We start from the raw sequence: 20,881 nt of genomic DNA, 5'->3' as shown, positions 1-20,881 counted from the left end.
CGGCCTCCAGATCGGGGAAATCTCGTTCTCGTTTTCGACGTACATCGTGTGCTAATATCGCACACTGATGTGCGTTATATATAGAGCTTCGCTCTCGCGGGAAGGTCTGTCAAGGCTGTGACGGGTTCCGGTACCGGGTCGCAAACCCTGGCCAGGGGTCTCACCGCGCTGCAGATGGTGGCCGACTCCCCCACCGGGCTCACGGTGCAGCAGCTCGCCGATCAGGTCGGGGTACACCGCACGATCGCCTACCGGTTGCTGACGACCCTGGCCGAGTTTCGGCTGGTGGCCAAGGGTGAAGACGGGCGCTACCGCCCCGCGGCCGGCCTCGCCGTGCTCGGCGCGTCGTTCGACCGCAACGTGCGTCAACTGAGTCTGCCGACCTTGCGCGCGCTGGCCGACGATCTCGGCACGACGGTCTCGCTGCTCATCGCCGAGGGCGACCAGCAAGTGGCGATCGCGGTCATCGTGCCCAGCCACGTCGCCTACCAGCTCTCCTTTCACGAGGGCAGCCGATACGCGCTCGACCGCGGCGCCGCTGGGATCGCCTTGCTCGCCTGCATGCCTCCGCGTCCGGGGGAACGGGAGCTGGTCTCGCGGGCGCGCGAGCGCGGCTGGGTGACGACCTACGGCGAGATCGAACCGAATACCTACGGCCTGGCCGTGGGGGTGCGCCGCCCGGCGCCGTCCCCACCGACGTGCATCAACCTCATCTCGCACCGAGAAGACGTGGTGATGCGCGGAAAAGACGCGGTCGTCAAGGCCGCCAAGCAACTGTCGGAGCTACTGAGCTAGCCACTGAACTGAAGGGATAGCAGTCCATGCCATGGGATCACGAAGTCGATGTCGTCGTGCTCGGCAGTGGCGGCGCGGGGCTCACCGCCGCGCTGACCGCGGTCGTGGCGGGCGCATCGGTGGAGGTTTACGAAAAGGCCGCGACGGTCGGCGGGACCACCGCCGTGTCGGGCGGCATCGTGTGGATCCCCGCCCATAACCGTTCTCCCGACGGCGAATTGACGCCCGCCGACGCGCTCAAATATCTGCGCGCCCAGTCGCTCGGCTCGATGGACGACGAGCTGGTCGAGACGTTTGTGCGCACTGGCCCGGCGATGCTCGACTTCATCGAGGCGCACAGCGGCTTGCAGTTCGAGATCGCGACGGGCTTCCCCGACTATCGGCCGGAGTTGCCGGGCGGACAACCGACAGGCGGCCGATCGCTGAGCGCCGCCCCGTTCGATCTGGCCCAACTGGGCGAATGGGCAACGCAGATCACGTCTTTCCCGGCCGACTGGTCCAACGTGGGTTTCGATGCCGAGACCAGGGCACGCCTGCACGCGGCGATCGACGAACGCACTGGCCACCTGTGCGTCGCGGGCACCGCGCTGATCGCGGGGCTGCTGAAGGGTCTGCTGGACGCCGGGGTGACCCCCCACACCAACGCGAGGGCCGAGGAACTCATCACCGAGGGGTCAGAGGTGACCGGCGTGCGCGTCGCCCTGCCGGAGCGCACGATCAGCGTCCGCGCCCGGCGCGGTGTCATCCTGGGCACCGGCGGCTTCGAGTGGGATCCCGCTCTGGCACAAGCCTTTCTGCGCGGCCCCATGCACGGGGCGGTCTCGCCACCCAACAACACCGGCGACGGGCTGCGCATGGCGATGGCCCACGGCGCCGACCTGGCCAACATGGGCGAGGCGTGGTGGGTGCCGATCGTCCAGATCCCGGGCGACACCATCGAGGGCAAGCCACGCAGCCGCAGCGTGCGTCTGGAACGAACGCGACCGCGCAGCATCATCGTCAACTCCGCGGGGCAGCGCTTCGTCAACGAGGCCTGCGACTACAACTCGATGGCCGGCGCCTTCCATTACCTGGATCCTCGCGGCGGGTACGTCAACGATCGCGGATGGATGGTGTTCGATTCGGTTCACCTACAGCGCTACGGATTTCTCGGCGTCGAGCCGGGACAGTCCGTCCCGGAATGGTTCTGCGAGTCGGCGGACCTCGCCGAGCTGGCCGCCAAGACCGGTATCGATCCGGGCGGCCTGGCCCGCACCGTCGAGAGCTGGAACCGTCACGTGGCCGCCGGCGAAGACCCCGACTTCGGGCGGGGTTCCAGCGCTTACGACGGCTACTGGGGTGACGACAGCGCGACGACGCAGGCCGGCAAGACGCTCGGCCCGATCGACACCGCCCCGTACTACGCGGTGCCGGTGAGCATCGGTGCGATGGGCACCAAGGGCGGCCCGCGCACCGATCACGACGCGCGCGTCCTGCACGTCGGCGGCGAGCCGATACCGGGGCTTTTCGCCGCCGGCAACGCAATGGGCGGTGTGACCGGGCGGGCCTACGGCGGCGCGGGCGGAACACTAGGTCCGGCAATGGTTTTCGGCTACCGCGCGGGCCACACCGCCGCGACCGGGAAGTCCGTCGACCTGAAGTAACCGGCCGTGGGCAGCGAGCGAGGGCTATTACAGCGTCGGTCGCGACCTAAGTTGTTAGTGCTGCGCGGCAAGTTTGCGGTTGGCCGCCTCGGACAACAGTCGTGTCACGAGCGGATGTGGTTCCTCGACGGTCGAGCGATTCTGTGGAACAAACAATGTGGCGATGTAGTACGGGTGGTCCGGTAGCTCAAGGACGCGAGCTTCGTCATCATCGTCGAGTCCGGTGACGCGCAGCCCACCTTCCTCCAGCGCTGTTCGATAGGCCCTATTCAATCCAAAGTTGCAGTAGTACTTTTCGAAAATACGTCGCTTCCCATAGCACTTCGCGGTCAGGGTTCCCGGCTCGAGGTTGACCGGCATGGTCAGCCCCACCAGCGAACACGTCAGCGATGAGATGAACAGACGAGACCTGTACGGGTCGTATTCGGCATGTTGCGCGTCTTGGAAGCCGAGTACGTTGCGTGCGAATTCAAGAACGATGTGCTGGTATCCACCACATGTACCCAACGTTGGCACATGGCTTTCGCGCCCGAAGCGCAACGCGGCAAGCACTCCGCGCAAGCTACGGTAAGGGCTGCCGGGAGCGCACCACAACGCATCCGCAATCTTGACCGGCCGGAGGTCCGTTTCGAGCGATTCGGTGGCCAGCCAAGTTGCGGCGGCTTGTACGCCGAGCAACTTCGCTGAATGGTTTATCGCGTTGTTGGTGGCAATATGTGGCGCATAGGAGCTGTCGAAATCGCCGATCACCGTGATGTTTAACGGGTCTTTCATCGCTGGCTCTTTCGTGCTGAGGCCTCTCAAGGGTGGCAGCCCATGTTGCTACACGCAAATTGTTTTCGGGTCGAGAAGCGTATGCCCCCGACGGCCACTGGTGCTGCTGAAATTCACGGTCATGCTGGCGGAATAGGACTCGCCTGCGTCATTCTGAATCGATGGTTGCCTACGACCGGATCGGCACCACCTATCGCAGCACCCGTCGACCCGACCCGCGGATCGCTTCGCAAGTGCGAGAGGCACTCGCCGCGATGGACACCGTCGTCAACGTCGGGGCGGGCACCGGCTCGTATGAACCGGCCCAGACCGTCGTCGCGATCGAACCCAGCCTGGTGATGCTCGCCCAGCGTTCACCGCGAGCGGCGCCGTGTGTGCAGGCCGTGGCGGAGGCATTGCCGCTGCGGGACAAGTGCGTTGACGCCGCAATGGCGTTGTTGACCGTGCACCACTGGAGCGATCTGCCCGCCGGGATCGGCGAGCTGCGCCGGGTCAGCCGCCACCGAGTCGTGGTTTTCACCTGGGATCAGGCGGTGATCGACGACTTCTGGTTGCTGCGTGAATATCTGCCCGCCGCCGCTCGGATCAACAAGGCGCTGTACGTACCGATCGAACGACTGGTGGAGCTGTTGGGCGGTGCCCAGGTGCACACCGTGCCCATACCGCATGACTGCACCGACGGATTCGGCGCCGCCTTTTGGCGCCGGCCAGCGGCCTACCTTGACGCCACCGTCCGCGCGGGCATCTCCATGCTGGCCTATGCCGATCAGGGCGCCTTGGCCGAAGGACTGGGCCGGCTCGAGGCCGACCTGCGCTCCGGACGATGGCAACGACGACACCCGGAACTACTGGAGAAACAACAGCTCGACGCCGGCTACCGCCTTCTCATCACTGATTGCGACTGAGACGTGGGCCTTTGTTAGCCGCCATACCGGCTGCGTTCCCGACCAATAGGCGAGTCTCAAATCTGCTAGCGCCGGTGATAGCGCAATTCACACTCACTTCATGCCAGCGAAACTAGTGCCCACGCGACGCGTGTGACCACCCAAACGGTCCCACCGCCGACCCGGCGCGGTCAGTCCTTGAGCGGCACTTCGACGCACACGTGAGTGCCCACCGGGACATCGAGAAAGACCGTCGCTCCCCCGGCGGCCTCCACTCGTGCGCGGTGTGACGCCAGGCCGATGTGCCCCTCGCCCAGACGACGCATCACGGTCTCGCGGCTGAATCCCACGCCATCGTCGACCACATGCAAGACGCAGGTCCCCTCGGTGATCCCGAGCCTGACCGACGCGTTGCGGGCCCCGGAATGCTGCACGACGTTGGACAGCAGTTCACGTACCATCCCGAACACCACGGGATCGATGGCGCTGCGCCCGGGATAGTCGATGTCCGTGGAGATCTCGATGCCGGAACGCCGCGCGTTGAGCTCCGCCAGCTGCTGGACCGCGGCGCCCAAGCCGACCTGCTCGAGAACCGCCGGATGCAGCTCGAAAGTGGCCTGCCGCAGTCGTTCCGAGGCCAGCTGCAAGCCGGCCGACGCCCGGCCGATGCGCTCATCGCCCGGGATTGCGGTGTCCAGTTCGACGAGCTCTTGACGCACCGCCAGGATGTCTTGCAGGGGCCCGTCGTGAATGAACTCCGAGATCCGGCGCGCCGCCTCGTCCGAGGCGGTCATCGTCTGGGCCAGCAGTTCCTCCCGCAAGGCGCTCAGCCCGGCCACCGAGCGCGTATGCCGCTCCTCGATACGCACCACCAAGAAGGCCGCGCAGCACAGGAACGCATAGAGCAGGAAGCGAAAACCCGCCTCCGGCAATCGGACCGCGCTCGTCATCACCGGATCTTGCAGCACGGCAATCGCGAACCCGAGCATCGAGAAGATGAGCACCACCGCCGCCCGACGCGACGAGACGTCGAGCCCCAACAGGACCGGCAACATGGCCATGATCAGCAGGGGGTAGACCCCATTGGTGGACAGCAGCTGAAAGACCGTCAGCGCGACGATGTCGATGACGGTGAACGCAAACGGCTCCAGCCGGCCGATCGCGACCAATCGGCCCATCCCGATCCATCGCCGGAACGGAGCGAAGGCCAACGCCGCCGCGCAGAATGCGACGCACGCGTACAGGACGATCAGCATGCTCTCCCGCGGCCACTCGTGCCGGTCGGTGCCGATAATCATGGCCGCGACCATCAGGCCCACCACACCGATCCGCAGCACCGAGCCGATTCGATACGAGCGCAATTGATGAATTGTGCGCACCCGTTCCAGTTCGGCGTCACCGGCACCTGCCACCCGATCACCGTACTCATCGGCGCAAACCGGCCCGAAGCAAACTGGAAAATGACTCATCGGCCGACCCAGAAAAGGCGGACGCCGGTGCTCGGCAAACCGCTACACTGGCCGCCATGGTTGGCGCGGCTGCCCCCGAGACGGTACGGGTGGTCGTCGCCGATGACCATCCGCTCTTTCGTGAGGGCGTGGTGCGCGCCTTGTCGTCGAGCGGCTCGGTCAACGTCGTCGCCGAGGCGGAAGATGGCTCTGCGGCATTGGAATTGATCAAGACGCACCAACCCGACGTCGCGCTGCTCGACTACCGGATGCCCGGCCTGGACGGCGCGCAGGTGGCGGCGGCGGTGCGAACCCAGGGCCTGGCGACGCGGGTGTTGCTGATCTCGGCGCACGACGAGTCGGCGATCGTGTACCAGGCGCTGCAGCAGGGCGCCGCCGGGTTCGTGCTGAAGGACTCCACGCGCAGCGAGATCGTCAAGGCCGTGCTCGACTGCGCGCAGGGTCGCGACGTCGTGGCCCCCACCCTCGTCGGCGGCCTCGCCGCACAAATCCGCCAGCGCGCGGAACCGTCGGCGCCCGTGCTGAGTGCGCGAGAGCGTGAAGTCCTCAACCGGATCGCGCGCGGACAGAGCATCCCGGCGATCGCGGGTGAGCTCTACGTGGCCCCCTCGACGGTCAAAACGCATGTGCAGCGCCTATACGAGAAGCTCGGCGTCAGCGATCGCGCGGCCGCGGTCGCTGAGGCAATGCGGCAAGGTCTGCTCAGCTAGCTGCCGACCAGGGATTTGCGTCGCGCATGGCCTCGGCCCGCTGCGCCCGGGCGAGTGCCTTTGCGGACGCCATCGCCTCGGCCACCAGGTGGCGTGCCCCGCGTTCCACCTCGAAGAGCCGGTCGACGTCGACGCCATCGGCGATTAGCTGCCGTCGCGCGAAGACCAACGGATCCATGGCCACGGGGTGATTCGTCTGGTAGGTGATCGCCTCGACGAGGGTGGGGCCACCGCCTGCGCTGGCTCGTTGCACCGCCTCGGCGACCGAGGCGCTCATGGCGGCGACGTCCCTGCCATCGACCGACAGCATGGGCATCGCGTCGGTCTCGTAGGCGCGGCGGCGCGCATTGGACCCGCCGCGGATGTTCTCCACGACGAACACCACGGGCAGCCGCCAGGTCGCGGCGATCTTTGCGGCCGTGGTGAATTCGACGGAGTGCGCGTCGCAGCCGCCGATCACACACAGCGTGACCTTTCCTTCACCGGTCATCCGCTGCGCGTTGGCGTCACCGAGGGCGAACAGGGTCGACTGCCCCAGAACGCTCTCGTTGGCCAGCGCTTGCTTCCAATCGGCGGCCCCGGTCTTGCGCGACGCCCCGCCGGCTTTGCGCCGCGCGCCGATCATTTCGGCGATGACCGGACCCAGCGGCAGGGCCAGGCCGACGTGCTGAGCGTGCCGGACATGGGCGGTGGTGGCGTTGACGATGTCACCGGGGCGAAGCGCCGCAGCCGTACCGACGGCCACCGCCTCCTGCCCGAATTCCTTCCGTGGCGCCTCGTCGATCAGACCGCCGCTGCGCGCCTCCTCCAGCGCCATGTCGAGCAGCCGCAAGACCCACATCCGGCGATACGGCTCCAGCCTGTCGTCGTGTCCAGATGCTGCCGGCATCGCGGGTGTGTGAGTCATGTGCCGGACCTCCTCCGTCTCAAGCGATCTGCTTGACGCTCAACGTAGGGCGAGTGGGCGCGGCGCACCTCCGCCGATCGGTCCGCAAAGGTGATGAATGCCCGTTCCCCCGATTGGGGGACAAGCGGACGTCAGTCCGACTGAGGCGGGCGCGGGGAGAGCAGCCGATCGGCCGCCGTGTAGGGGTCCTGGTCGCCGTCGACGACGGCTTCGGCGAGCCGGTCGAGATCGGGTTGGCTCCGCAGCCGGGTTTGGGCCAGCGACAGGATCTGCGCGCGGGCACGGGCCAGCCGCCGGGCGCGGCTGTCGGTGCGGCGATGGTCCTCGATGACGGCCATCAGCTCCTCGATGCCCTCACCCTTGGCGGCGATCAGCGAGACGATCGGGGCGCTGGTCTCAGCCCGAAGGTCGCGCACCGTCTGCTTGGCGCCGTCCCGGTCCGCCTTGTTGACCGCCACGATGTCGGCGACTTCCAGCACCCCGGCCTTGGCGGCCTGGACGGCGTCGCCCGCCCCAGGGTTGAGGATCACGACGGTCGGGTCGGCGACGGCGGCGATCTCGATCTCAGACTGCCCCACCCCGACGGTCTCGAGGAGGACGACGTCGTAGCCGATCGCGCCCAGCAGGCGGATCGCCGCCGGAACCGCGGCGGCCAGCCCACCGAGATGGCCCCGGGTCGCCACCGAGCGAATCAGTACGTCGGAGTCGTTGATATGCGCGGCCATTCGAATTCGATCCCCCAGCAGCGCACCGCCACTGAACGGCGACGACGGGTCCACGGCCAGCACCGCCACCCGGCACCCCCGCGTGCGGTAGGCACCGACCAGGGCGGCGACCGTCGTCGATTTGCCCGCGCCCGGCGGCCCGGTGATGCCGATGACCGGCCCCATGCGCTCCGGCGCGGGCCCGATGGCCCCCAGGACCTCGTCGCGCTGCTCACCCTCGACGAGGCTGAGCAGCCGACCCGCCGCGCGCGGAGATCCGTTGCGCGCTCGGTCAATCAGCTCAGCGATGGTCATGTACGCATTATGGAGCCGCGACCTCGATCACCGTCGCCGAGCCCATTCCACCGCCCGCGCACATCGCCGCGACAGCGATCCCGCCGCCGCGGCGACGCAATTCGTGCACCAGGGTGACCAGCATCCGGGCCCCGGTCGCCGCGACCGGATGCCCCAGCGAGCAGCCGCTGCCGCTGACGTTGACCTTCTCGGGATCGAGCTCGAGGAGCTTGATGGTGGCCACGCACATCGCCGCGAAGGCCTCGTTAATTTCGAACAGGTCCACGTCGCCGACCGAAAGGCCCGCGCGGCCAAGCGCTTTCGGGATCGCCTCGACCGGCGCCAGGCCGGTGATCGCCGGGTCGACGCCGACCGACGCCCAGGACCGGATGGTGGCCAGCGCCGGCAGCCCGAGCCCGTCGCTGGCGATCGTCAACGCCGCGGCCCCGTCGTTGGCGCCGCAGGCGTTGCCCGCGGTGATGGAAAAGCCCTCGATTTCCGGGTGCAGTGGCTTGAGCGCGGCCAGCTTCTCCATGCTGGTGTCGCGCCGCGGGTGTTCGTCGACCGAGAACAACCCGTGTGGGGTGTCGATGGGGACGATCTCCTCCTTGAACCGGCCCTCGTCGATGGCGGCGATGGCGTTGCGGTGCGAACGCAGGGCCCAGGCGTCCATCTCCTCGCGGCTCACACCGGCCTTGACGGCGGCGTTCCAGCCGACGGTGATCGACATGTCCATGTTGGGCGCTTCGGGGCGGTCAGGGTGGGTCGGGGGGAACCAGTCGACCCAGTCGCCGTCCACCTGCATCCGGGACCGCGGCGACGTGGATGCCGAGTTCACGCCGCCGGCGATGACGAGTTGGTCCATTCCCGCGCGCACGCTCGCCGCCGCGCTCTGCACGGCCGCCTGGCCCGCCGCGCAGTGGCGATTGTTGGCCAAGCCGGGCACCTGGGTCAGGCCCGCGGTGACGGCCGCGTGGCGCGCCAGCACACCGCCGCCGTAGAGGCCTTCGCCCAGGATCACGTCGTCGACCTGCGCCGGATCGAGATCCGTTGCCGCTTCGGTGACGACGTGGTGCGCCAGATCGAACGCGCTGGTGTCGCGCAGGGTGCCCTTACGGGCGGTGCCGATGGGGGTACGCAGGGCGGACACGATGACGGCTTCAGGCACGGGTCTTCTCCAGTTCGGCCGGCGGGCGCGGCACGGCGAAAGCCGTCCGCACATTCACGAGAACATTATTCTCTCAGCAGGAGAGTGCGAGTTGCAAGCGACTGCCGCGGTCGCCACCCGCCGTGCGCGGGCCGGCCTGCCTACACTGCTGCTGATGGCGGACACGATGACGGCGCCCGACGGGCTGATTCGAGTCCCGGGCGGTGAGGTGTGGTTCAAGCGGACCGGTGGCGGGGCGGGGCTGCCGCTGCTCGTCATTCACGGCGGCCCGGGCTTACCGCACGACTACCTGCGGTCACTGGAGCGCTTGGCCACGCAGCGCGAAGTCATCTTCTGGGATCAGCTGGGTTGCGGAAAGTCCAAATGCCCACCAAACCGTGGACTTTGGACGATGGATCGCTCGGTGGCCGAGGTGGACGCCGTGGTGCGTGCGCTCGGGCTGGACCGTTTCCACCTTTTCGGTAACTCCTGGGGCGGGATGTTGGCCCAGCAGTACATGCTCGACGCGAGGCCCTCGGGCGCCGCCAGCCTCACCATCTCGAACAGCATCGCGTCCATCCCAGAGTTCGCGAAGATGGTGGCGCGCTTGAAGTCCGAGCTGGATCCGGCGACCCAGGCCGCCATCGACCGGCATGAAGCCGCCGGCACCACGTACGCGCCCGAATACCAGGCCGCGATCCGCACCTGGAACGAAACCTACCTGTGCCGGGTGCGGCCCTGGCCGCGCGAGCTCGAAGACGCGTTCGCAAACATGGGCGCCGAAGTCTTCGAGGCGATGTTCGGCCCCAGCGACTTTCACATCGTCGGGACGATCCGTGACTGGGACGTGTTCGGCCGGCTTCCCGAAATATCCTTGCCGACAATGCTGCTCGCGGGCCGCTACGACGAATGCGTGCCCGAACACATGTGGGCCATGCACCAGCGCATTGCGGGCTCCCGGTTCGAGCTGTTCGAGTCCAGCGCCCACATGCCCTTCATCGAGGAGCCGGACAAGTTCGACTCGGTGATGCGTGACTTCCTGCGCGGTCACGACGCCTGAGGCCGCCGCGCGGCAACCTCAGTTTTTCTTGGCCGCGTTGAATTTCGCGACGTTGGCCCGGAAGTCCTCGGTGACGAACGACTGGCTCTCGGCCGACAAAGCGTAGTCCAGGCTGGCCAGCACGGCGCGCTCCAGGTGGATGTTGAGCACCCGCTTGGTGCTCTCGACCGCCTGCTGGGGCAGCTCCAAAATCTTTTTCGCGCAGGCGATCGCCTCCGAGAACGGGTCGGCCACCACATGGTTGGCCAGTCCGAGCTCGACGGCGCGCGGTGCCTTGATGCGGGTGCCGGTCAGCGCGAATTCCTTAGCGAGCAAGAGGCTGATGTGCAGCGGCCAGGTCAGCGGACCGCCGTCGGCCGCGACCAGCCCCACCTGCACGTGCGGGTCGGCCAGATAGGCGTCCTCGGCGATGTAGACGATGTCGCTGAGGGCCACCAGGCTGCAGCCCAGCCCGACGGCGGGGCCATTGACGGCCGCTACCACCGGAATTCGGCACCGCGCCATGCCCAGCACGATCTCGCGTCCATCCCGGATGGTTTTGGCGCGCAGCTCAGCGTCATTCGCCAACTCTTCCAGATACGTGAAATCTCCGCCGGCCGAGAATGCCCTACCGGCGCCGGTGATCACCGCGGCACGGGCGGTTGGGTCGTCGGTCAACCGCTGCCACAGCCGCGCGAGCCCGACGTGCAGGTTGTCGTTGACCGAGTTGAGCGAATCCGGCCGGTTGAGCGTGATGATGCGCAGCGCGCCGTCGGCCTGGACGGCGATTTCGGTAGGCATGTCGTACACGTCAGACTCCCAATCCCAAGATTCGTGAGGCGATGATGTTCTTCTGTATTTGTGATGTGCCGCCCATGACGCTTTGCGCCCGGCTGTACAGGTAGGCGCTGAGCAGATCGGGATCACGCGTGCCCGCGACCGCCAGGGCGGCGTGCCCGACGGATTGTTCGACCCAGGTCATCAGCAGCTTGTCCAGCGAGCCTTCCGAACCGTGCGACACCCCGTCGAGCTGTTCGGACAGCCGCCGCCGCACATGATGGGTCAGCATGTCCGACTGCACCGCGGCCCACGCCAGCTCCTCCGGCACTTCACCGTCGTTGCGCGACAACAACTCTCGGACGAGCTTGCCGTAGCGGGCGGCGTAGCCCAGTGTGGAGGGTTCGCGTTCGTGCCCGACGACGGTCATCGCCACCGCCCAGCCGTCGCCGGGAGCGCCGACCATCCGGTCCGCCGGCACCGTGGCATCGTCGAAGAACACTTGGCCGAATTCGTTCGTGACCCCGTTGATCATCTGCAGCGGGCGCTGTTGCACGCCAGGCTGTTTCATCTCCAGGACGAACGCCGACAGGCCACGGTGGCGCTTGGCCTCGGGGTCGGTCCGTGCGAGCAGCAGGCACCAGTCGGCGACGTCGGAATAGCTGGTCCAGATCTTATGCCCGTTCACCACATACTTGTCGCCCTCGAGGCGGGCCGTGGTGGTCAGCGAGGCCAGATCCGAGCCGGCGCCTGGCTCGCTGAAGCCCTGGCACCAGCGCTCGCTGCCGTTGATGATGCCGGGCAGAAAGCGCTTGCGCACCTCGTCGTTGGCGTGCTCGCCGATGCCGTACACCAGATAGCCGACGCTGGGTCGCGGCGGTGCGCCGGCGCGGACCAGCTCCTCGTCGACGATGACGTCGTAGACCGCCGCCAGGTCCTGGCCGCCCCAATCGCGGGGCCACGACAGGCCGAAAAAGCCGTTGTCGTACAGGGCGCGATGCCAGTCGGCCATGCGCGCCCAATACTCATCTCCCGTGCCGGAGAACTCCTTGGCGTGCGCGGAAAGCCAGGTGCGCAGCCGCTCCCGGAAGGCGGCCTCATCGGGTGAGTCACGAAAGTCCAAGATCGATCTCCTTCAACGCGACCGGCCAGAGCTCGGTCGAGGTCAGGGCGCGGCGCAGGTAGACGTGCGCCACGCATTCCCAGGTGTTGCCGATGCCGCCGTGCACCTGAATGGCCGTCTCGCAGACGGTTCGGGTGGCGCGCGCGCAGTAGACCTTCGCGATTTGGGCGGCCCGAATGGCTTCGGCGGGGGCCAACTCGTCGACCGCCCAGGCGGCATGGCGCAACACGCTGACCGAACCTTCAATCAGCGCAAGGCTTTCGGCCAGCAGATGCGCGATGGCCTGATACGACCCGATCTGTTTGCCGTATTGTTCGCGGATCTTGGCGTAGTCGCAGGCGACGGCGTGCGCGCCGCGGGCGATGCCGACCAGGTCCGCCGTCGTCGTGACCAGGGCTAGCGCCCGCCACTGCTCGGCGGCCTCGGAGGACACCTCGCCCAGAGTCTGCGGCGAACCCACGATCTTCGCCTCGGCCCGCGTGAGGTCAACGCCATCGGTCACCGCCTGTACATCGGCGGCCGAGACTGCGCCGCCCAAAAGCGATAACGCGCGCCGCGCGCCGCGGGCGTCGACCACCCGATCGGCAACGGCGACGGTCGCCGCCGACGCGTCTTCGCCAATGTGGCGGGCCAGATCGTCGGCGAGCACCGGGCCGAGAAACGGCGTGTCCACCAGCCGGCGTCCGAATTCCTCCGCCACGATGGCCACTTCGACCCCCGAGGCCCCATCGGAGCGCAATGAGCGCCACCCCGTGGACTCGATTTGCTTGTCCAGGCGCGTGATTCGAGTCTGGTCGTCGAGATCCTGGACCGTTGCCGGTCCCAGATCGTCGGCCAGCTTGGCGGCGGCGTCGCGCAATTGCTGTTGCTCAGTTGTCAGACGTACATCCATAACGCTCCTTCAGCACTCGGCGCAGCACCTTGCCCGAGGGCAGGCGGGGAATTTCAGGCACAAACACCACTTGGCTCAGATGTTTATAGGACGCCAACCTCTCGTCCACCAGGGCGGTCAGCTGGGACGCCTCGACGGGCGCGGACGTCGCGACCGCGGCGACGATCGCCTCGCCGTTGATTCCGTCGGGAATCCCGAACACCGCACAGTCTTTGACCGCCGGATGACCATGCAACACCGTCTCGATCTCGGCGGGCGCGACCTGGAAGCCACGGACTTTGATCATCTCCTTGAGACGGTCGGTGATCCGCAGCCATCCGCCGGTGTCCAGCCACCCGACGTCTCCGGTCCTATACCAGCCCTCCCGGATCGCCTCGCCGGTCGCCTCGGTCGGCAGGTAACCCACCATGAGCGACGCCGACCGGGCCTGAATCTCACCGACCTCGCCCGGGCCGACCGGCTGGCCGGTCTCCAGCGAGACGACGCGCAGGTCCACACCGGGCACCGCCCGCCCGACGGTGTCGAGTCGCGCGTCCTCGATCGGATTACAGGCGATGACAGGCAATTCCGTGGTCCCGTAGGCGGGCAGCCAGCGCACGCCGGTACGCCGGGTGACCGTCTCGGCGACGTGGGCATTGACCGGTGTGGCTCCCCACATGATGTAGCGCAGCGACGACAGGTCATAGGATTCCAGGTCCGGATGCGAGGCGATGGCGAGCGCGATCGGTGCGACCGCCATTTCCACTGTGATGCGGTCACTTTCGATGTGGCGCAGCACCCGATCGATGTCGAATCGGGGGTGCAGCCGCACAAAGGCGCCGGTTTCCCACGCGGTCAGTAGATTCAGCAGCCCGAGGATGTGTGACGGTGGCGTGGCAACTTGGATCCGGTCGCGGTGCGTCAACTGCAGCGCGCGGCGCCAGTGCCGCACGGCCTCGTCGAGCGAGCTGTGGGTGTGGCGGACGGCCTTGGGCAGGCCGGTGGTGCCCGAACTGAACACCAGCGCCGCGTCGGCCTCGGGCGGCGGCGCAGAACCGGTGGCCGGCTCGGCGGGTGGGACCGGCTCGTCCAGGTGCAGCATCGGCGTCAGGCCGGCCAGCACCGGGTGGTCCCCGACGGCGTGCGCGGGCCCGGTCAGCGCGAGCGCATGGTCGACCTCGTCGCGTTTCCATGCGGGGCTGATGAGGACGGCCGTGGCGGCCAGTCGCCAGATCGCGAGCACTACGGCGAAGAACTCCGGCCGGTTGGAGGCCATGACGGCGACCCGCTGACCTGCCGAGACGCCGTCTTTGGCCAGGGTCGCGGCCCACCCGTCGGCCAACGCGTCAAGTTCGGGCGCGCTGAATCGCCGTTCCTCGTACACGAGCGCCGCCGGCTCGGTCACGTCCCGTCCTTCCCTGACAGACCGGGCTGACCCGACATCCATACAGTGCTTGAGAAGATGCTATCGCTTCGTGAGAATAGTATTCTCTATACTGAAGAATGCAAGTACGGAAGGGGGCGGTCCACGTGACGGTCACCCGGATCATCGAGGAGACCCCACGGGTGACAGATCCGGCCACAAACGGCTCCGGCGCCGGAACCGTGACGATTCATCTCGACCGCAAAAAGGTCTCGGTGCCCAGGGTGCCGGGCGAGACGCTCTTGGAGACCGCGCGACGCGCTGGGCTGGAGCCACCGTTCAGTTGCGAGGCCGGCAACTGCGGGACGTGCATGGCCAAGCTCGAAGAGGGCCACGCGACAATGCGGGTCAACGACGCTCTCGAACCCGACGAGGTCGAAGAGGGCTACATTCTGACGTGCCAGGGCGTTCCGGATACAGACTCGATCACGGTGCGCTACGAGTAGCAGCCAGGAGAGATCGCGATGGCCAAGGGCATCATCCTCGTGGAAAGTCGGCCCAGCTCGCCCGAACGAGAAGACGAATACAACACCTGGTACGACGAAGTGCACCTGGGTGAGTTGGTGGCGCTCGACGGATTCGTCTCGGCACGCCGACTGCGACCCGTCGACGGCGATGGCCCCTATGTCGCCATCTACGAGATCGAAGGCGACGATCTGCAGGCGATTCTGGACGGCATGGTCGCCAACGCCGGCCAGCTGCACATGTCCGATGCCTTGCAGCTGGACCCGCCGCCGATTCCACGACTGCTCGAAACCACCACCGAGTGCAGCGGCTGACCGAGTTCGCGTCGCGCACACAAAAGGAGCACATTGATGAAGGCCGATGACCTGATCCTGGTGAGCATTGACGACCATGTGGTCGAACCGCCGGACATGTTCCTGCGCCACGTGCCCGCCAAGTACAAGGACGAGGCCCCGATCGTCGTGACCGACGACAAGGGCGTCGACCAGTGGATGTACCAGGGCCGGCCGCAGGGCGTGAGCGGACTGAACGCCGTGGTGTCGTGGCCGGCCGAGGAGTGGGGCCGCGATCCCGCCGGCTTCGCCGAGATGCGTCCGGGCGTCTACGACGTCCACGAACGCGTCCGGGACATGAACCGCAACGGAATCCTGGCGTCGATGTGTTTCCCCACCTTCACCGGGTTCTCCGCCCGGCACCTCAACATGCATCGTGAAGAGGTGACGCTGGTGATGGTGTCGGCCTACAACGACTGGCACATCGACGAGTGGGCCGGCTCCTACCCGGATCGGTTCATCCCGATCGCCGTCCTGCCGACCTGGAACCCCGAGGCCATGTGCGCCGAGATCCGCCGGGTCGCCGCGAAGGGTTGCCGCGCGGTCACCATGCCGGAATTGCCGCACCTGGAAGGGCTTCCGAGCTATCACGACGAGGACTACTGGGGACCGGTGTTTCGCACGTTGTCCGAGGAGAACGTGGTGATGTGTCTGCACATCGGCACCGGGTTCGGGGCGATCAGCATGGCCCCCAACGCACCGATCGACAACATGATCATCCTGGCCACCCAGGTCTCGGCGATGTGCGCCCAGGACCTGCTGTGGGGCCCGGGCATGCGCAACTACCCCGACCTGAAATTCGCCTTCTCGGAAGGCGGTATCGGCTGGATCCCCTTCTACCTGGACCGCAGCGACCGCCACTACACCAACCAGAAATGGCTGCGCCGCGACTTCGGCGACAAGCTGCCCAGCGACGTCTTCCGCGAGCATTCGCTGGCCTGCTACGTCACCGACAAGACGTCGTTGAAGCTGCGCCACGAGATCGGCATCGACATCATCGCCTGGGAGTGCGACTACCCGCACTCGGACTGCTTCTGGCCCGACGCGCCCGAGCAGGTGCTGGCCGAACTGAACGCCGCCGGCGCCGACGACTCCGACATCAACAAGATCACCTGGGCCAACGCCTGCCGGTTCTTCGGCTGGGACCCGTTCGCCCGCACGCCCCGCGAGCAGGCGACCGTCAAAGCGTTGCGCGCCAAGGCAACTGACGTGGACGTGTCGATCCGGTCGCGTGCCGAGTGGGCGCGGCGCTATCAGGAAAAGCAGTTGGCCACGTCGTAACGTCGAACGTCGACTCGTTGGGCGAAATCGGCGAGTTTTGCGCCAGAAGTCGACGCTCGGCGCGCCGTCAGCCCGTTGGCGGGTTGACGAACCACACGTTCTCCTCGCGCAGGCTGCGACTGCGCCAACCGTCGGCCGTGTGCGTCAGCTCGTGGTGGTAATAGCCGCCGCAGTAACTCATCTCTGTCATGCCCGGCAACTGCATGGGGTTGTAGAACATGGCGCGCACCGTCGCGGAATCACCGTCGAGCGCCAGGATTTCCACGTTGGTGATGTAGTGCATGGACATCGGGATCGCACCGAAGCCCTGTTGCAACCACGCGGCCACCTCGTCGCGAGGGCCCGCGGCCGCGCCCGCCGACGAGTAGTCGATATGCGCGTCGTCGGTGAAGACCGAGCGGTAGAGCTCCCAATCCTTGGCATCGACGGCGCGGGCGTATCTGTTGAGTAGCGCGGCGATTTCGAGTTCGTCAGCGACCCGCTGCAGATCCATCGTTGCACCTTATATCCTTGGCGTCGAACGTCGAGTAGTTGCGCGAAAATGGGCGATTGTGGGGCAACAACTCGACATTCGGCGAAGGTCAGTCCTGCGGAAGCTTCCTAACGCGATCGAGGTCCTGGCAGCCGCGCGCTGCCCGGTGGAGGCGACAGGCCCCAGGTCTGGAAGGCCATGGCCAACATGACGTAGGTGCCGACGACGAAGATCAGTTCCATCGCGGCGTGAGTCTGCAGCGTGCCGACGAGTCGCTCCCAGGTCCCGTCGTGGACGCGGCCGTCGGTGAGCAACTCGTCGGTCGCGCTCAGCACAAGCGAATCCACGCCCGAGAACCCCTCATTGCCTTCGGCGAGGCGCGCGATGTCGTCTTCAGGTACACCACTGTCGAGCGCAAGTTTGGCGTGTTCGCCCCAAAAGAAGGCCGAGTGACGAGCATGGGCGACACGCAGGATCGCCAACTCACGGAGGCGAGGCGAAAGCTCGCCGCGCCGCAGCAAGAATCCATTGAAGTTCAAGAAGGACTGCGCCATATCGGGATGGCGAGCGAGCAGGCCGATGATGTCGAATCTCAAGGGGTCCAAGGCATGCCCGGAGCCGGCGCGGGGCACCCTGTCCCCCGGAATGCCCAGCAACACACCGAAAGCCGCGTACTCGGCATCTCCCCACTGGTCGGCCGCCAGGGGGGCCAGCGTTCGCCGCACAAAGCTGCCGCCGTCAGTCATGTTCTGCGCCCTCCGTTGACGCCGATCACCTGTCCTGTGATGTAGGAGGATTCGTCCTGGCACAGGAACAGCGCCGCATTGGCGATATCTTGCGGTCGACCCGCTCGTCGCACCGGTGTGATGCTGGCAAAATGCTCCAGGCTGGCGGTGAACCTGCCTTCGGCGATCGCCTTCTCGAGCATCGGGGTCACGACCATGCCCGGTGGGATCGTGTTGACCGTGATTCCTTTCGGACCCAATTCCAGGGCAAGGCTTTTGGTCAGTCCGATCAGGCCGGCCTTGGAGCTGACGTACGCGGCCATCCGCGCCTGGCCGCCCTGGGCGCTCGATGACGAGATATTGACGATGCGACCCCATTGCGCCTCGAGCATGTCCGGCAGGACCGCCTGTGCGCAGATGAAGGGGCCACGCAGGTTAACCGCCATGACGCGGTCCCACAGGTCGTCGGAGATCGCGTCGAACTTGCCGAACTGCTCGATTCCGGCGTTATTCACCAGGATCAGCACCGGTCCGAGGTCGGCGCGCACCTGTGCCACAGCGGCCTCGATTTGGTCGCGGTCGGAGACGTCGACGACGTGGCCACTGACCCGGCCGCCGTCGTGGTTCAGCCGCGCCGCCTGAGCCCGTAGGGCGTCGGCGGCGATGTCGAACATTGCGACCTTGACCCCGCGCGCGGCGAGGGCCTCGGTGATGGCCAGGCCAAGCCCCATGGCCCCACCGGTGACGATTGCGGTCGTCTCGCGAATGGGCATCTCGTTACTCGAATCGGATGTGTAGCCGGGTGAGGCCCCGCAAGATGAACGTCGGCAGGTACCGATAACGGCGGTTACCGGGCGGACCGTGCCGGTCCTCATCGATACGAATGTCGTTGGTGCGAGCTAGCATCCGCTCCAAGCTGACCCGCGCCTCGGCGCGCGCCAACGGCGCCCCGGGGCAGGCATGCGGGCCGCGGCCGAACGCGACATGGCTTCGGGCGTTCGGACGGTGCATGTCGAATACGTCCGGGCGGGGGAACTTGCGGGGATCGCGGTTGAGCGCCGCGTTGACGAGCATCACTGTGGCGCCTGCGGGAAGATCGATCCCGCCGACACTCACCGGGCACTTGGACAACCGGAAGTCACCACGTACCGGGCTCTCGTAGCGCAAGGCCTCCTCGATAAAGTTGGGAATCAGTTCGCGGTTGGCGCGCAATTGCTTTTGCAATTGCGGGTTTTCGGCGAGCATCAGTACCGCAGAGCTGAGCAGGCGTACGGTCGTCTCTTGGCCCGCCGCGAACAGATTGGCCGCCACTCGCACCGCATCTATGACCGTGGGCGTGCTGCCGTCCGGAAACGTGGCGGACGCAACCCCGGTCAGCACGTCGTCGCGCGGGCTTCGCCGCCGCTCCTCGATGTAGGCGGTGAACTTTCCGTAAAGATATTCGAGCGGCGAATGACGCATGGTGTCACCGTCGCTGCTGCCGATGGTGCCGGCCTCGCTGAGCAAGGCGGCGCTGAACTCCGCGTGGTCCGACTCGGGAACGCCCAGTAGATCCGCGATCACGAGCATCGCAAATGGCGATGCGAAGTCCCCGATGAATTCGCAGCCCGCACCGCTCAGTGCCACGTCGAGCTGGCGATCGGCGAGGCGCCACATGAATTCTTCGTTTTCCTTGAGCCGCTTGGGCGTGATCATCCGAGACAGCAGCGCGCGGTGCGCGGTGTGGACCGGCGGGTCGAATGTGGGCAACTGGTCATTGAATGGCAGTTCCCCGCGATGCGCCTCGATCAGCTCGGTGATGTCGTGGTCGCCTTGATCGCGGAGCGGCACGGGAAACCCGGGAAAGGGACCCGTCACCGAGATGCACGAGGAAAACCTTTTGGTGTCGTTGTATACCGCGACGCCCTCGTCGTAGCCGGTGATCATCACCACGCCGTGATGCGGCTCGCGGCGGAGCGGACATTCGCCGCGGAGTCCGGCGAGATAGCCGTATGGGTCCTCGAGTAGCTCGTTGTCGGTGAAGAAGTCCCTGTTGTCGATGTCGGCGGCCTTCACTGCGGCAGTTCCACTCCCTCAAAGCTTTTGAGCATCTCGGGCTGCGGCGGCGTCATCTGCAGGTAAATGTCGATGTGTCGGATCCTGTCGTCGCCGGTGAACTCGTACACCGAGAGCGAATTGACCACGCTGCTGAAATCGCCTATCTCGCTTCGTTCCTCCAGTTCGAGGAACACGCGACCCCCGGACTCGGTGATGTTCTTGAAAGAGCACTCCCACTGCGACGAGGTGGCCCAGTTGGTGAGGAATTCGACGTAGTCCCGCCAGGTCATCACCTCTTTGAAGGCACCGATTCGTTCGAATTCGTCGACGGCGACCAGTTCGGCGAGCGGTTTCCAACTGTCCGCCGAGAAGCCCGGCTTCTTCGCTTCGTCCACCAGTCGCTTGGTGACGGTGCTGTACTGCAGCACCGTCCGAGCGCGACCGTTGTAACTCCCGATCACGTCCTCGACCCTGCGCAACCCCGTCATACCGTCACCCCGGCGTTCGCCAGGCAACGTTCGAGCGCCTCGACGTACTCGCCGGTGCCATGAAACGGACCATGCACGCCGAGGGCCACGTCCAAAAACGCGTTGTATTCGTCGTTGACGTGAGTTTCCCAGCGGGACAACTCACCGGCCTCGTTAGTCTCGATGAAACTATATGAGTAGAAACCCATTTGGGTGCCGTCCGTGGTGTGGCCTTCCCACCGGGTCTTCATGACGACCCCGTTTTCGGCGGGCCAGTATTTGAAGACGGCGGGCTTCCAGTCCGGGAACGTCAGCGAATAGGCCTTCGCCTCCATGGTCGACGCCCGGGCGGTGTCCTCGGGAAACTCGCTGAACTTGAACACCTGGTCGCCGGTGAAATGCGGCGACACGTACATACCGTCGTCGGCGAATTTCCATGCGTCGGCGAACGCCTCACCGTCCTGAATTCCTTGACGCAGGTACGCGTCGCGGTACGCCTCGGCCATCCGGCGATGATGGGCAATGCGTTCTTCGATGTTCAT

The 20,881-nt window shown here is 66.4% G+C and carries 23 protein-coding genes; 8 read left to right on the top strand and 15 right to left on the bottom strand.

Features of this window, described 5'->3' with window-relative positions; translation table 11 throughout:
• Positions 1-117 precede the first annotated feature (117 nt).
• Together G6N26_RS21525 and G6N26_RS21520 are read left to right on the top strand one after the other, a co-directional pair.
• Entirely contained in the window at positions 118-795 is a 678-nt protein-coding gene (locus G6N26_RS21525; protein ID WP_067165535.1) for an IclR family transcriptional regulator, read from the top strand.
• Positions 796-821: 26 nt separating this feature from the next.
• The gene (locus tag G6N26_RS21520) at positions 822-2,438 is read left to right on the top strand and encodes an FAD-dependent oxidoreductase (RefSeq protein ID WP_083014905.1); all 1,617 of its coding nucleotides are present in this window, start codon (positions 822-824) and stop codon (positions 2,436-2,438) included.
• A 54-nt stretch (positions 2,439-2,492) separates the two neighbouring features.
• On the opposite strand, the gene G6N26_RS21515 is transcribed toward G6N26_RS21520, so the two are convergent.
• Positions 2,493-3,212 (bottom strand): CTP synthase C-terminal region-related (seleno)protein, encoded by a 720-nt coding sequence (locus tag G6N26_RS21515; protein WP_083014901.1) that lies wholly within the window; start codon positions 3,210-3,212, stop codon positions 2,493-2,495.
• A gap of 161 nt (positions 3,213-3,373) precedes the next feature.
• On the opposite strand from G6N26_RS21515, the gene G6N26_RS21510 reads away from it, so the two are divergent.
• Positions 3,374-4,117, top strand: coding sequence for a class I SAM-dependent methyltransferase (locus tag G6N26_RS21510; protein ID WP_083014897.1), 744 nt, complete (start codon positions 3,374-3,376; stop codon positions 4,115-4,117).
• A gap of 170 nt (positions 4,118-4,287) precedes the next feature.
• Here G6N26_RS21510 and G6N26_RS21505 read toward each other — a convergent pair whose 3' ends face one another.
• Positions 4,288-5,508 (bottom strand): sensor histidine kinase, encoded by a 1,221-nt coding sequence (locus G6N26_RS21505; RefSeq protein WP_083014893.1) that lies wholly within the window; start codon positions 5,506-5,508, stop codon positions 4,288-4,290.
• A gap of 113 nt (positions 5,509-5,621) precedes the next feature.
• Between G6N26_RS21505 and G6N26_RS21500 the strand changes: the two genes are divergently transcribed.
• Positions 5,622-6,275, top strand: coding sequence for a response regulator (locus G6N26_RS21500; RefSeq protein WP_083014889.1), 654 nt, complete (start codon positions 5,622-5,624; stop codon positions 6,273-6,275).
• On the opposite strand, the gene G6N26_RS21495 is transcribed toward G6N26_RS21500, so the two are convergent.
• From G6N26_RS21495 to G6N26_RS21485, 3 genes are all read right to left on the bottom strand, one after another.
• Positions 6,268-7,182 (bottom strand): thiamine pyrophosphate-dependent enzyme, encoded by a 915-nt coding sequence (locus G6N26_RS21495; protein ID WP_179960246.1) that lies wholly within the window; start codon positions 7,180-7,182, stop codon positions 6,268-6,270. The two genes, G6N26_RS21500 and G6N26_RS21495, sit on opposite strands and share 8 nt — an antisense overlap.
• A gap of 131 nt (positions 7,183-7,313) precedes the next feature.
• Positions 7,314-8,201, bottom strand: coding sequence for a methylmalonyl Co-A mutase-associated GTPase MeaB (gene meaB, locus G6N26_RS21490; RefSeq protein WP_083014882.1), 888 nt, complete (start codon positions 8,199-8,201; stop codon positions 7,314-7,316).
• 7 nt (positions 8,202-8,208) lie between these two features.
• Complete coding sequence (locus tag G6N26_RS21485; RefSeq protein WP_067165560.1) at positions 8,209-9,348, bottom strand: thiolase family protein; 1,140 nt, start codon at positions 9,346-9,348, stop codon at positions 8,209-8,211.
• A gap of 154 nt (positions 9,349-9,502) precedes the next feature.
• Here G6N26_RS21485 and G6N26_RS21480 point away from each other — a divergent pair, with 154 nt between their 5' ends.
• Complete coding sequence (locus G6N26_RS21480) at positions 9,503-10,387, top strand: proline iminopeptidase-family hydrolase (RefSeq protein WP_372509321.1); 885 nt, start codon at positions 9,503-9,505, stop codon at positions 10,385-10,387.
• A gap of 18 nt (positions 10,388-10,405) precedes the next feature.
• Here G6N26_RS21480 and G6N26_RS21475 read toward each other — a convergent pair whose 3' ends face one another.
• From G6N26_RS21475 to G6N26_RS21460, 4 genes are read right to left on the bottom strand one after another with little or no spacing between them, the layout of a single operon-like run.
• Positions 10,406-11,176 carry an enoyl-CoA hydratase/isomerase family protein gene (locus G6N26_RS21475; RefSeq protein ID WP_083014879.1) on the bottom strand — a complete coding sequence of 257 codons (771 nt, stop codon included), beginning with the start codon at positions 11,174-11,176 and terminating at the stop codon, positions 10,406-10,408.
• 1 nt (position 11,177) lies between these two features.
• The gene (locus tag G6N26_RS21470; RefSeq protein ID WP_067165568.1) at positions 11,178-12,266 is read right to left on the bottom strand and encodes an acyl-CoA dehydrogenase family protein; all 1,089 of its coding nucleotides are present in this window, start codon (positions 12,264-12,266) and stop codon (positions 11,178-11,180) included.
• Positions 12,253-13,158 carry an acyl-CoA dehydrogenase family protein gene (locus G6N26_RS21465; RefSeq protein WP_067165571.1) on the bottom strand — a complete coding sequence of 302 codons (906 nt, stop codon included), beginning with the start codon at positions 13,156-13,158 and terminating at the stop codon, positions 12,253-12,255. The genes G6N26_RS21470 and G6N26_RS21465 overlap by 14 nt, the downstream gene beginning before the upstream one ends.
• Entirely contained in the window at positions 13,136-14,542 is a 1,407-nt protein-coding gene (locus G6N26_RS21460) for a class I adenylate-forming enzyme family protein (RefSeq protein WP_083014875.1), read from the bottom strand. The genes G6N26_RS21465 and G6N26_RS21460 overlap by 23 nt, the downstream gene beginning before the upstream one ends.
• Before the next feature lie 125 nt (positions 14,543-14,667).
• Here G6N26_RS21460 and G6N26_RS21455 point away from each other — a divergent pair, with 125 nt between their 5' ends.
• The 3 genes from G6N26_RS21455 to G6N26_RS21445 are packed head-to-tail and all read left to right on the top strand — an operon-like array spanning position 14,668 to position 16,638.
• A complete protein-coding gene (locus tag G6N26_RS21455; RefSeq protein WP_014379137.1) occupies positions 14,668-15,006 on the top strand; it encodes a 2Fe-2S iron-sulfur cluster-binding protein in 339 nt (112 codons plus the stop codon).
• Positions 15,007-15,024: 18 nt separating this feature from the next.
• Positions 15,025-15,339, top strand: coding sequence for a DUF4286 family protein (locus tag G6N26_RS21450; RefSeq protein ID WP_067165578.1), 315 nt, complete (start codon positions 15,025-15,027; stop codon positions 15,337-15,339).
• Positions 15,340-15,375: 36 nt separating this feature from the next.
• Positions 15,376-16,638 (top strand): amidohydrolase family protein, encoded by a 1,263-nt coding sequence (locus G6N26_RS21445; protein WP_083014872.1) that lies wholly within the window; start codon positions 15,376-15,378, stop codon positions 16,636-16,638.
• Between the two features lie 67 nt (positions 16,639-16,705).
• Here G6N26_RS21445 and G6N26_RS21440 read toward each other — a convergent pair whose 3' ends face one another.
• The 6 genes from G6N26_RS21440 to G6N26_RS21415 form a co-directional block, all read right to left on the bottom strand.
• Positions 16,706-17,131, bottom strand: a complete 426-nt coding sequence (locus G6N26_RS21440) for a nuclear transport factor 2 family protein (protein WP_083014868.1) — start codon at positions 17,129-17,131, stop codon at positions 16,706-16,708.
• Positions 17,132-17,238: 107 nt separating this feature from the next.
• The gene (locus tag G6N26_RS21435) at positions 17,239-17,856 is read right to left on the bottom strand and encodes a carboxymuconolactone decarboxylase family protein (RefSeq protein ID WP_083014864.1); all 618 of its coding nucleotides are present in this window, start codon (positions 17,854-17,856) and stop codon (positions 17,239-17,241) included.
• Positions 17,853-18,608, bottom strand: coding sequence for an SDR family NAD(P)-dependent oxidoreductase (locus G6N26_RS21430; RefSeq protein ID WP_083014860.1), 756 nt, complete (start codon positions 18,606-18,608; stop codon positions 17,853-17,855). The genes G6N26_RS21435 and G6N26_RS21430 overlap by 4 nt, the downstream gene beginning before the upstream one ends.
• A 4-nt stretch (positions 18,609-18,612) precedes the next feature.
• Positions 18,613-19,890: a cytochrome P450 gene (locus tag G6N26_RS21425; RefSeq protein WP_083014856.1), complete on the bottom strand. Its 1,278-nt coding sequence runs from the start codon at positions 19,888-19,890 to the stop codon at positions 18,613-18,615.
• Entirely contained in the window at positions 19,887-20,360 is a 474-nt protein-coding gene (locus tag G6N26_RS21420) for a hypothetical protein (RefSeq protein WP_083014853.1), read from the bottom strand. Before G6N26_RS21420 ends, G6N26_RS21425 begins: the two co-directional genes overlap by 4 nt.
• Entirely contained in the window at positions 20,357-20,881 is a 525-nt protein-coding gene (locus tag G6N26_RS21415; protein WP_083014849.1) for a hypothetical protein, read from the bottom strand. The genes G6N26_RS21420 and G6N26_RS21415 overlap by 4 nt, the downstream gene beginning before the upstream one ends.

The sequence above is a fragment of the Mycobacterium marseillense genome (genome assembly GCF_010731675.1).
Classification (GTDB): Bacteria; Actinomycetota; Actinomycetes; order Mycobacteriales; family Mycobacteriaceae; genus Mycobacterium; species Mycobacterium marseillense.
The sequence above is the reverse complement of the archived record's forward strand: the minus strand, read 5'-3'. Positions and strand labels throughout refer to the sequence as shown.

What these genes read in the sequence shown, in the direction of transcription:
- G6N26_RS21520 (WP_083014905.1), top strand. Translation starts at nt 822, where the DNA reads ATGCCATGGGATCACGAAGTCGATGTCGTCGTGCTCGGCAGTGGCGGC.
- G6N26_RS21515 (WP_083014901.1), bottom strand. Translation starts at nt 3,212, where the DNA reads ATGAAAGACCCGTTAAACATCACGGTGATCGGCGATTTCGACAGCTCC.
- G6N26_RS21510 (WP_083014897.1), top strand. Translation starts at nt 3,374, where the DNA reads ATGGTTGCCTACGACCGGATCGGCACCACCTATCGCAGCACCCGTCGA.
- G6N26_RS21500 (WP_083014889.1), top strand. Translation starts at nt 5,622, where the DNA reads ATGGTTGGCGCGGCTGCCCCCGAGACGGTACGGGTGGTCGTCGCCGAT.
- G6N26_RS21495 (WP_179960246.1), bottom strand. Translation starts at nt 7,182, where the DNA reads ATGACTCACACACCCGCGATGCCGGCAGCATCTGGACACGACGACAGG.
- meaB (WP_083014882.1), bottom strand. Translation starts at nt 8,201, where the DNA reads ATGACCATCGCTGAGCTGATTGACCGAGCGCGCAACGGATCTCCGCGC.
- G6N26_RS21480 (WP_372509321.1), top strand. Translation starts at nt 9,503, where the DNA reads ATGGCGGACACGATGACGGCGCCCGACGGGCTGATTCGAGTCCCGGGC.
- G6N26_RS21465 (WP_067165571.1), bottom strand. Translation starts at nt 13,158, where the DNA reads ATGGATGTACGTCTGACAACTGAGCAACAGCAATTGCGCGACGCCGCC.
- G6N26_RS21450 (WP_067165578.1), top strand. Translation starts at nt 15,025, where the DNA reads ATGGCCAAGGGCATCATCCTCGTGGAAAGTCGGCCCAGCTCGCCCGAA.
- G6N26_RS21445 (WP_083014872.1), top strand. Translation starts at nt 15,376, where the DNA reads ATGAAGGCCGATGACCTGATCCTGGTGAGCATTGACGACCATGTGGTC.
- G6N26_RS21440 (WP_083014868.1), bottom strand. Translation starts at nt 17,131, where the DNA reads ATGGATCTGCAGCGGGTCGCTGACGAACTCGAAATCGCCGCGCTACTC.
- G6N26_RS21435 (WP_083014864.1), bottom strand. Translation starts at nt 17,856, where the DNA reads ATGACTGACGGCGGCAGCTTTGTGCGGCGAACGCTGGCCCCCCTGGCG.
- G6N26_RS21430 (WP_083014860.1), bottom strand. Translation starts at nt 18,608, where the DNA reads ATGCCCATTCGCGAGACGACCGCAATCGTCACCGGTGGGGCCATGGGG.
- G6N26_RS21420 (WP_083014853.1), bottom strand. Translation starts at nt 20,360, where the DNA reads ATGACGGGGTTGCGCAGGGTCGAGGACGTGATCGGGAGTTACAACGGT.
- G6N26_RS21415 (WP_083014849.1), bottom strand. Translation starts at nt 20,881, where the DNA reads ATGAACATCGAAGAACGCATTGCCCATCATCGCCGGATGGCCGAGGCG.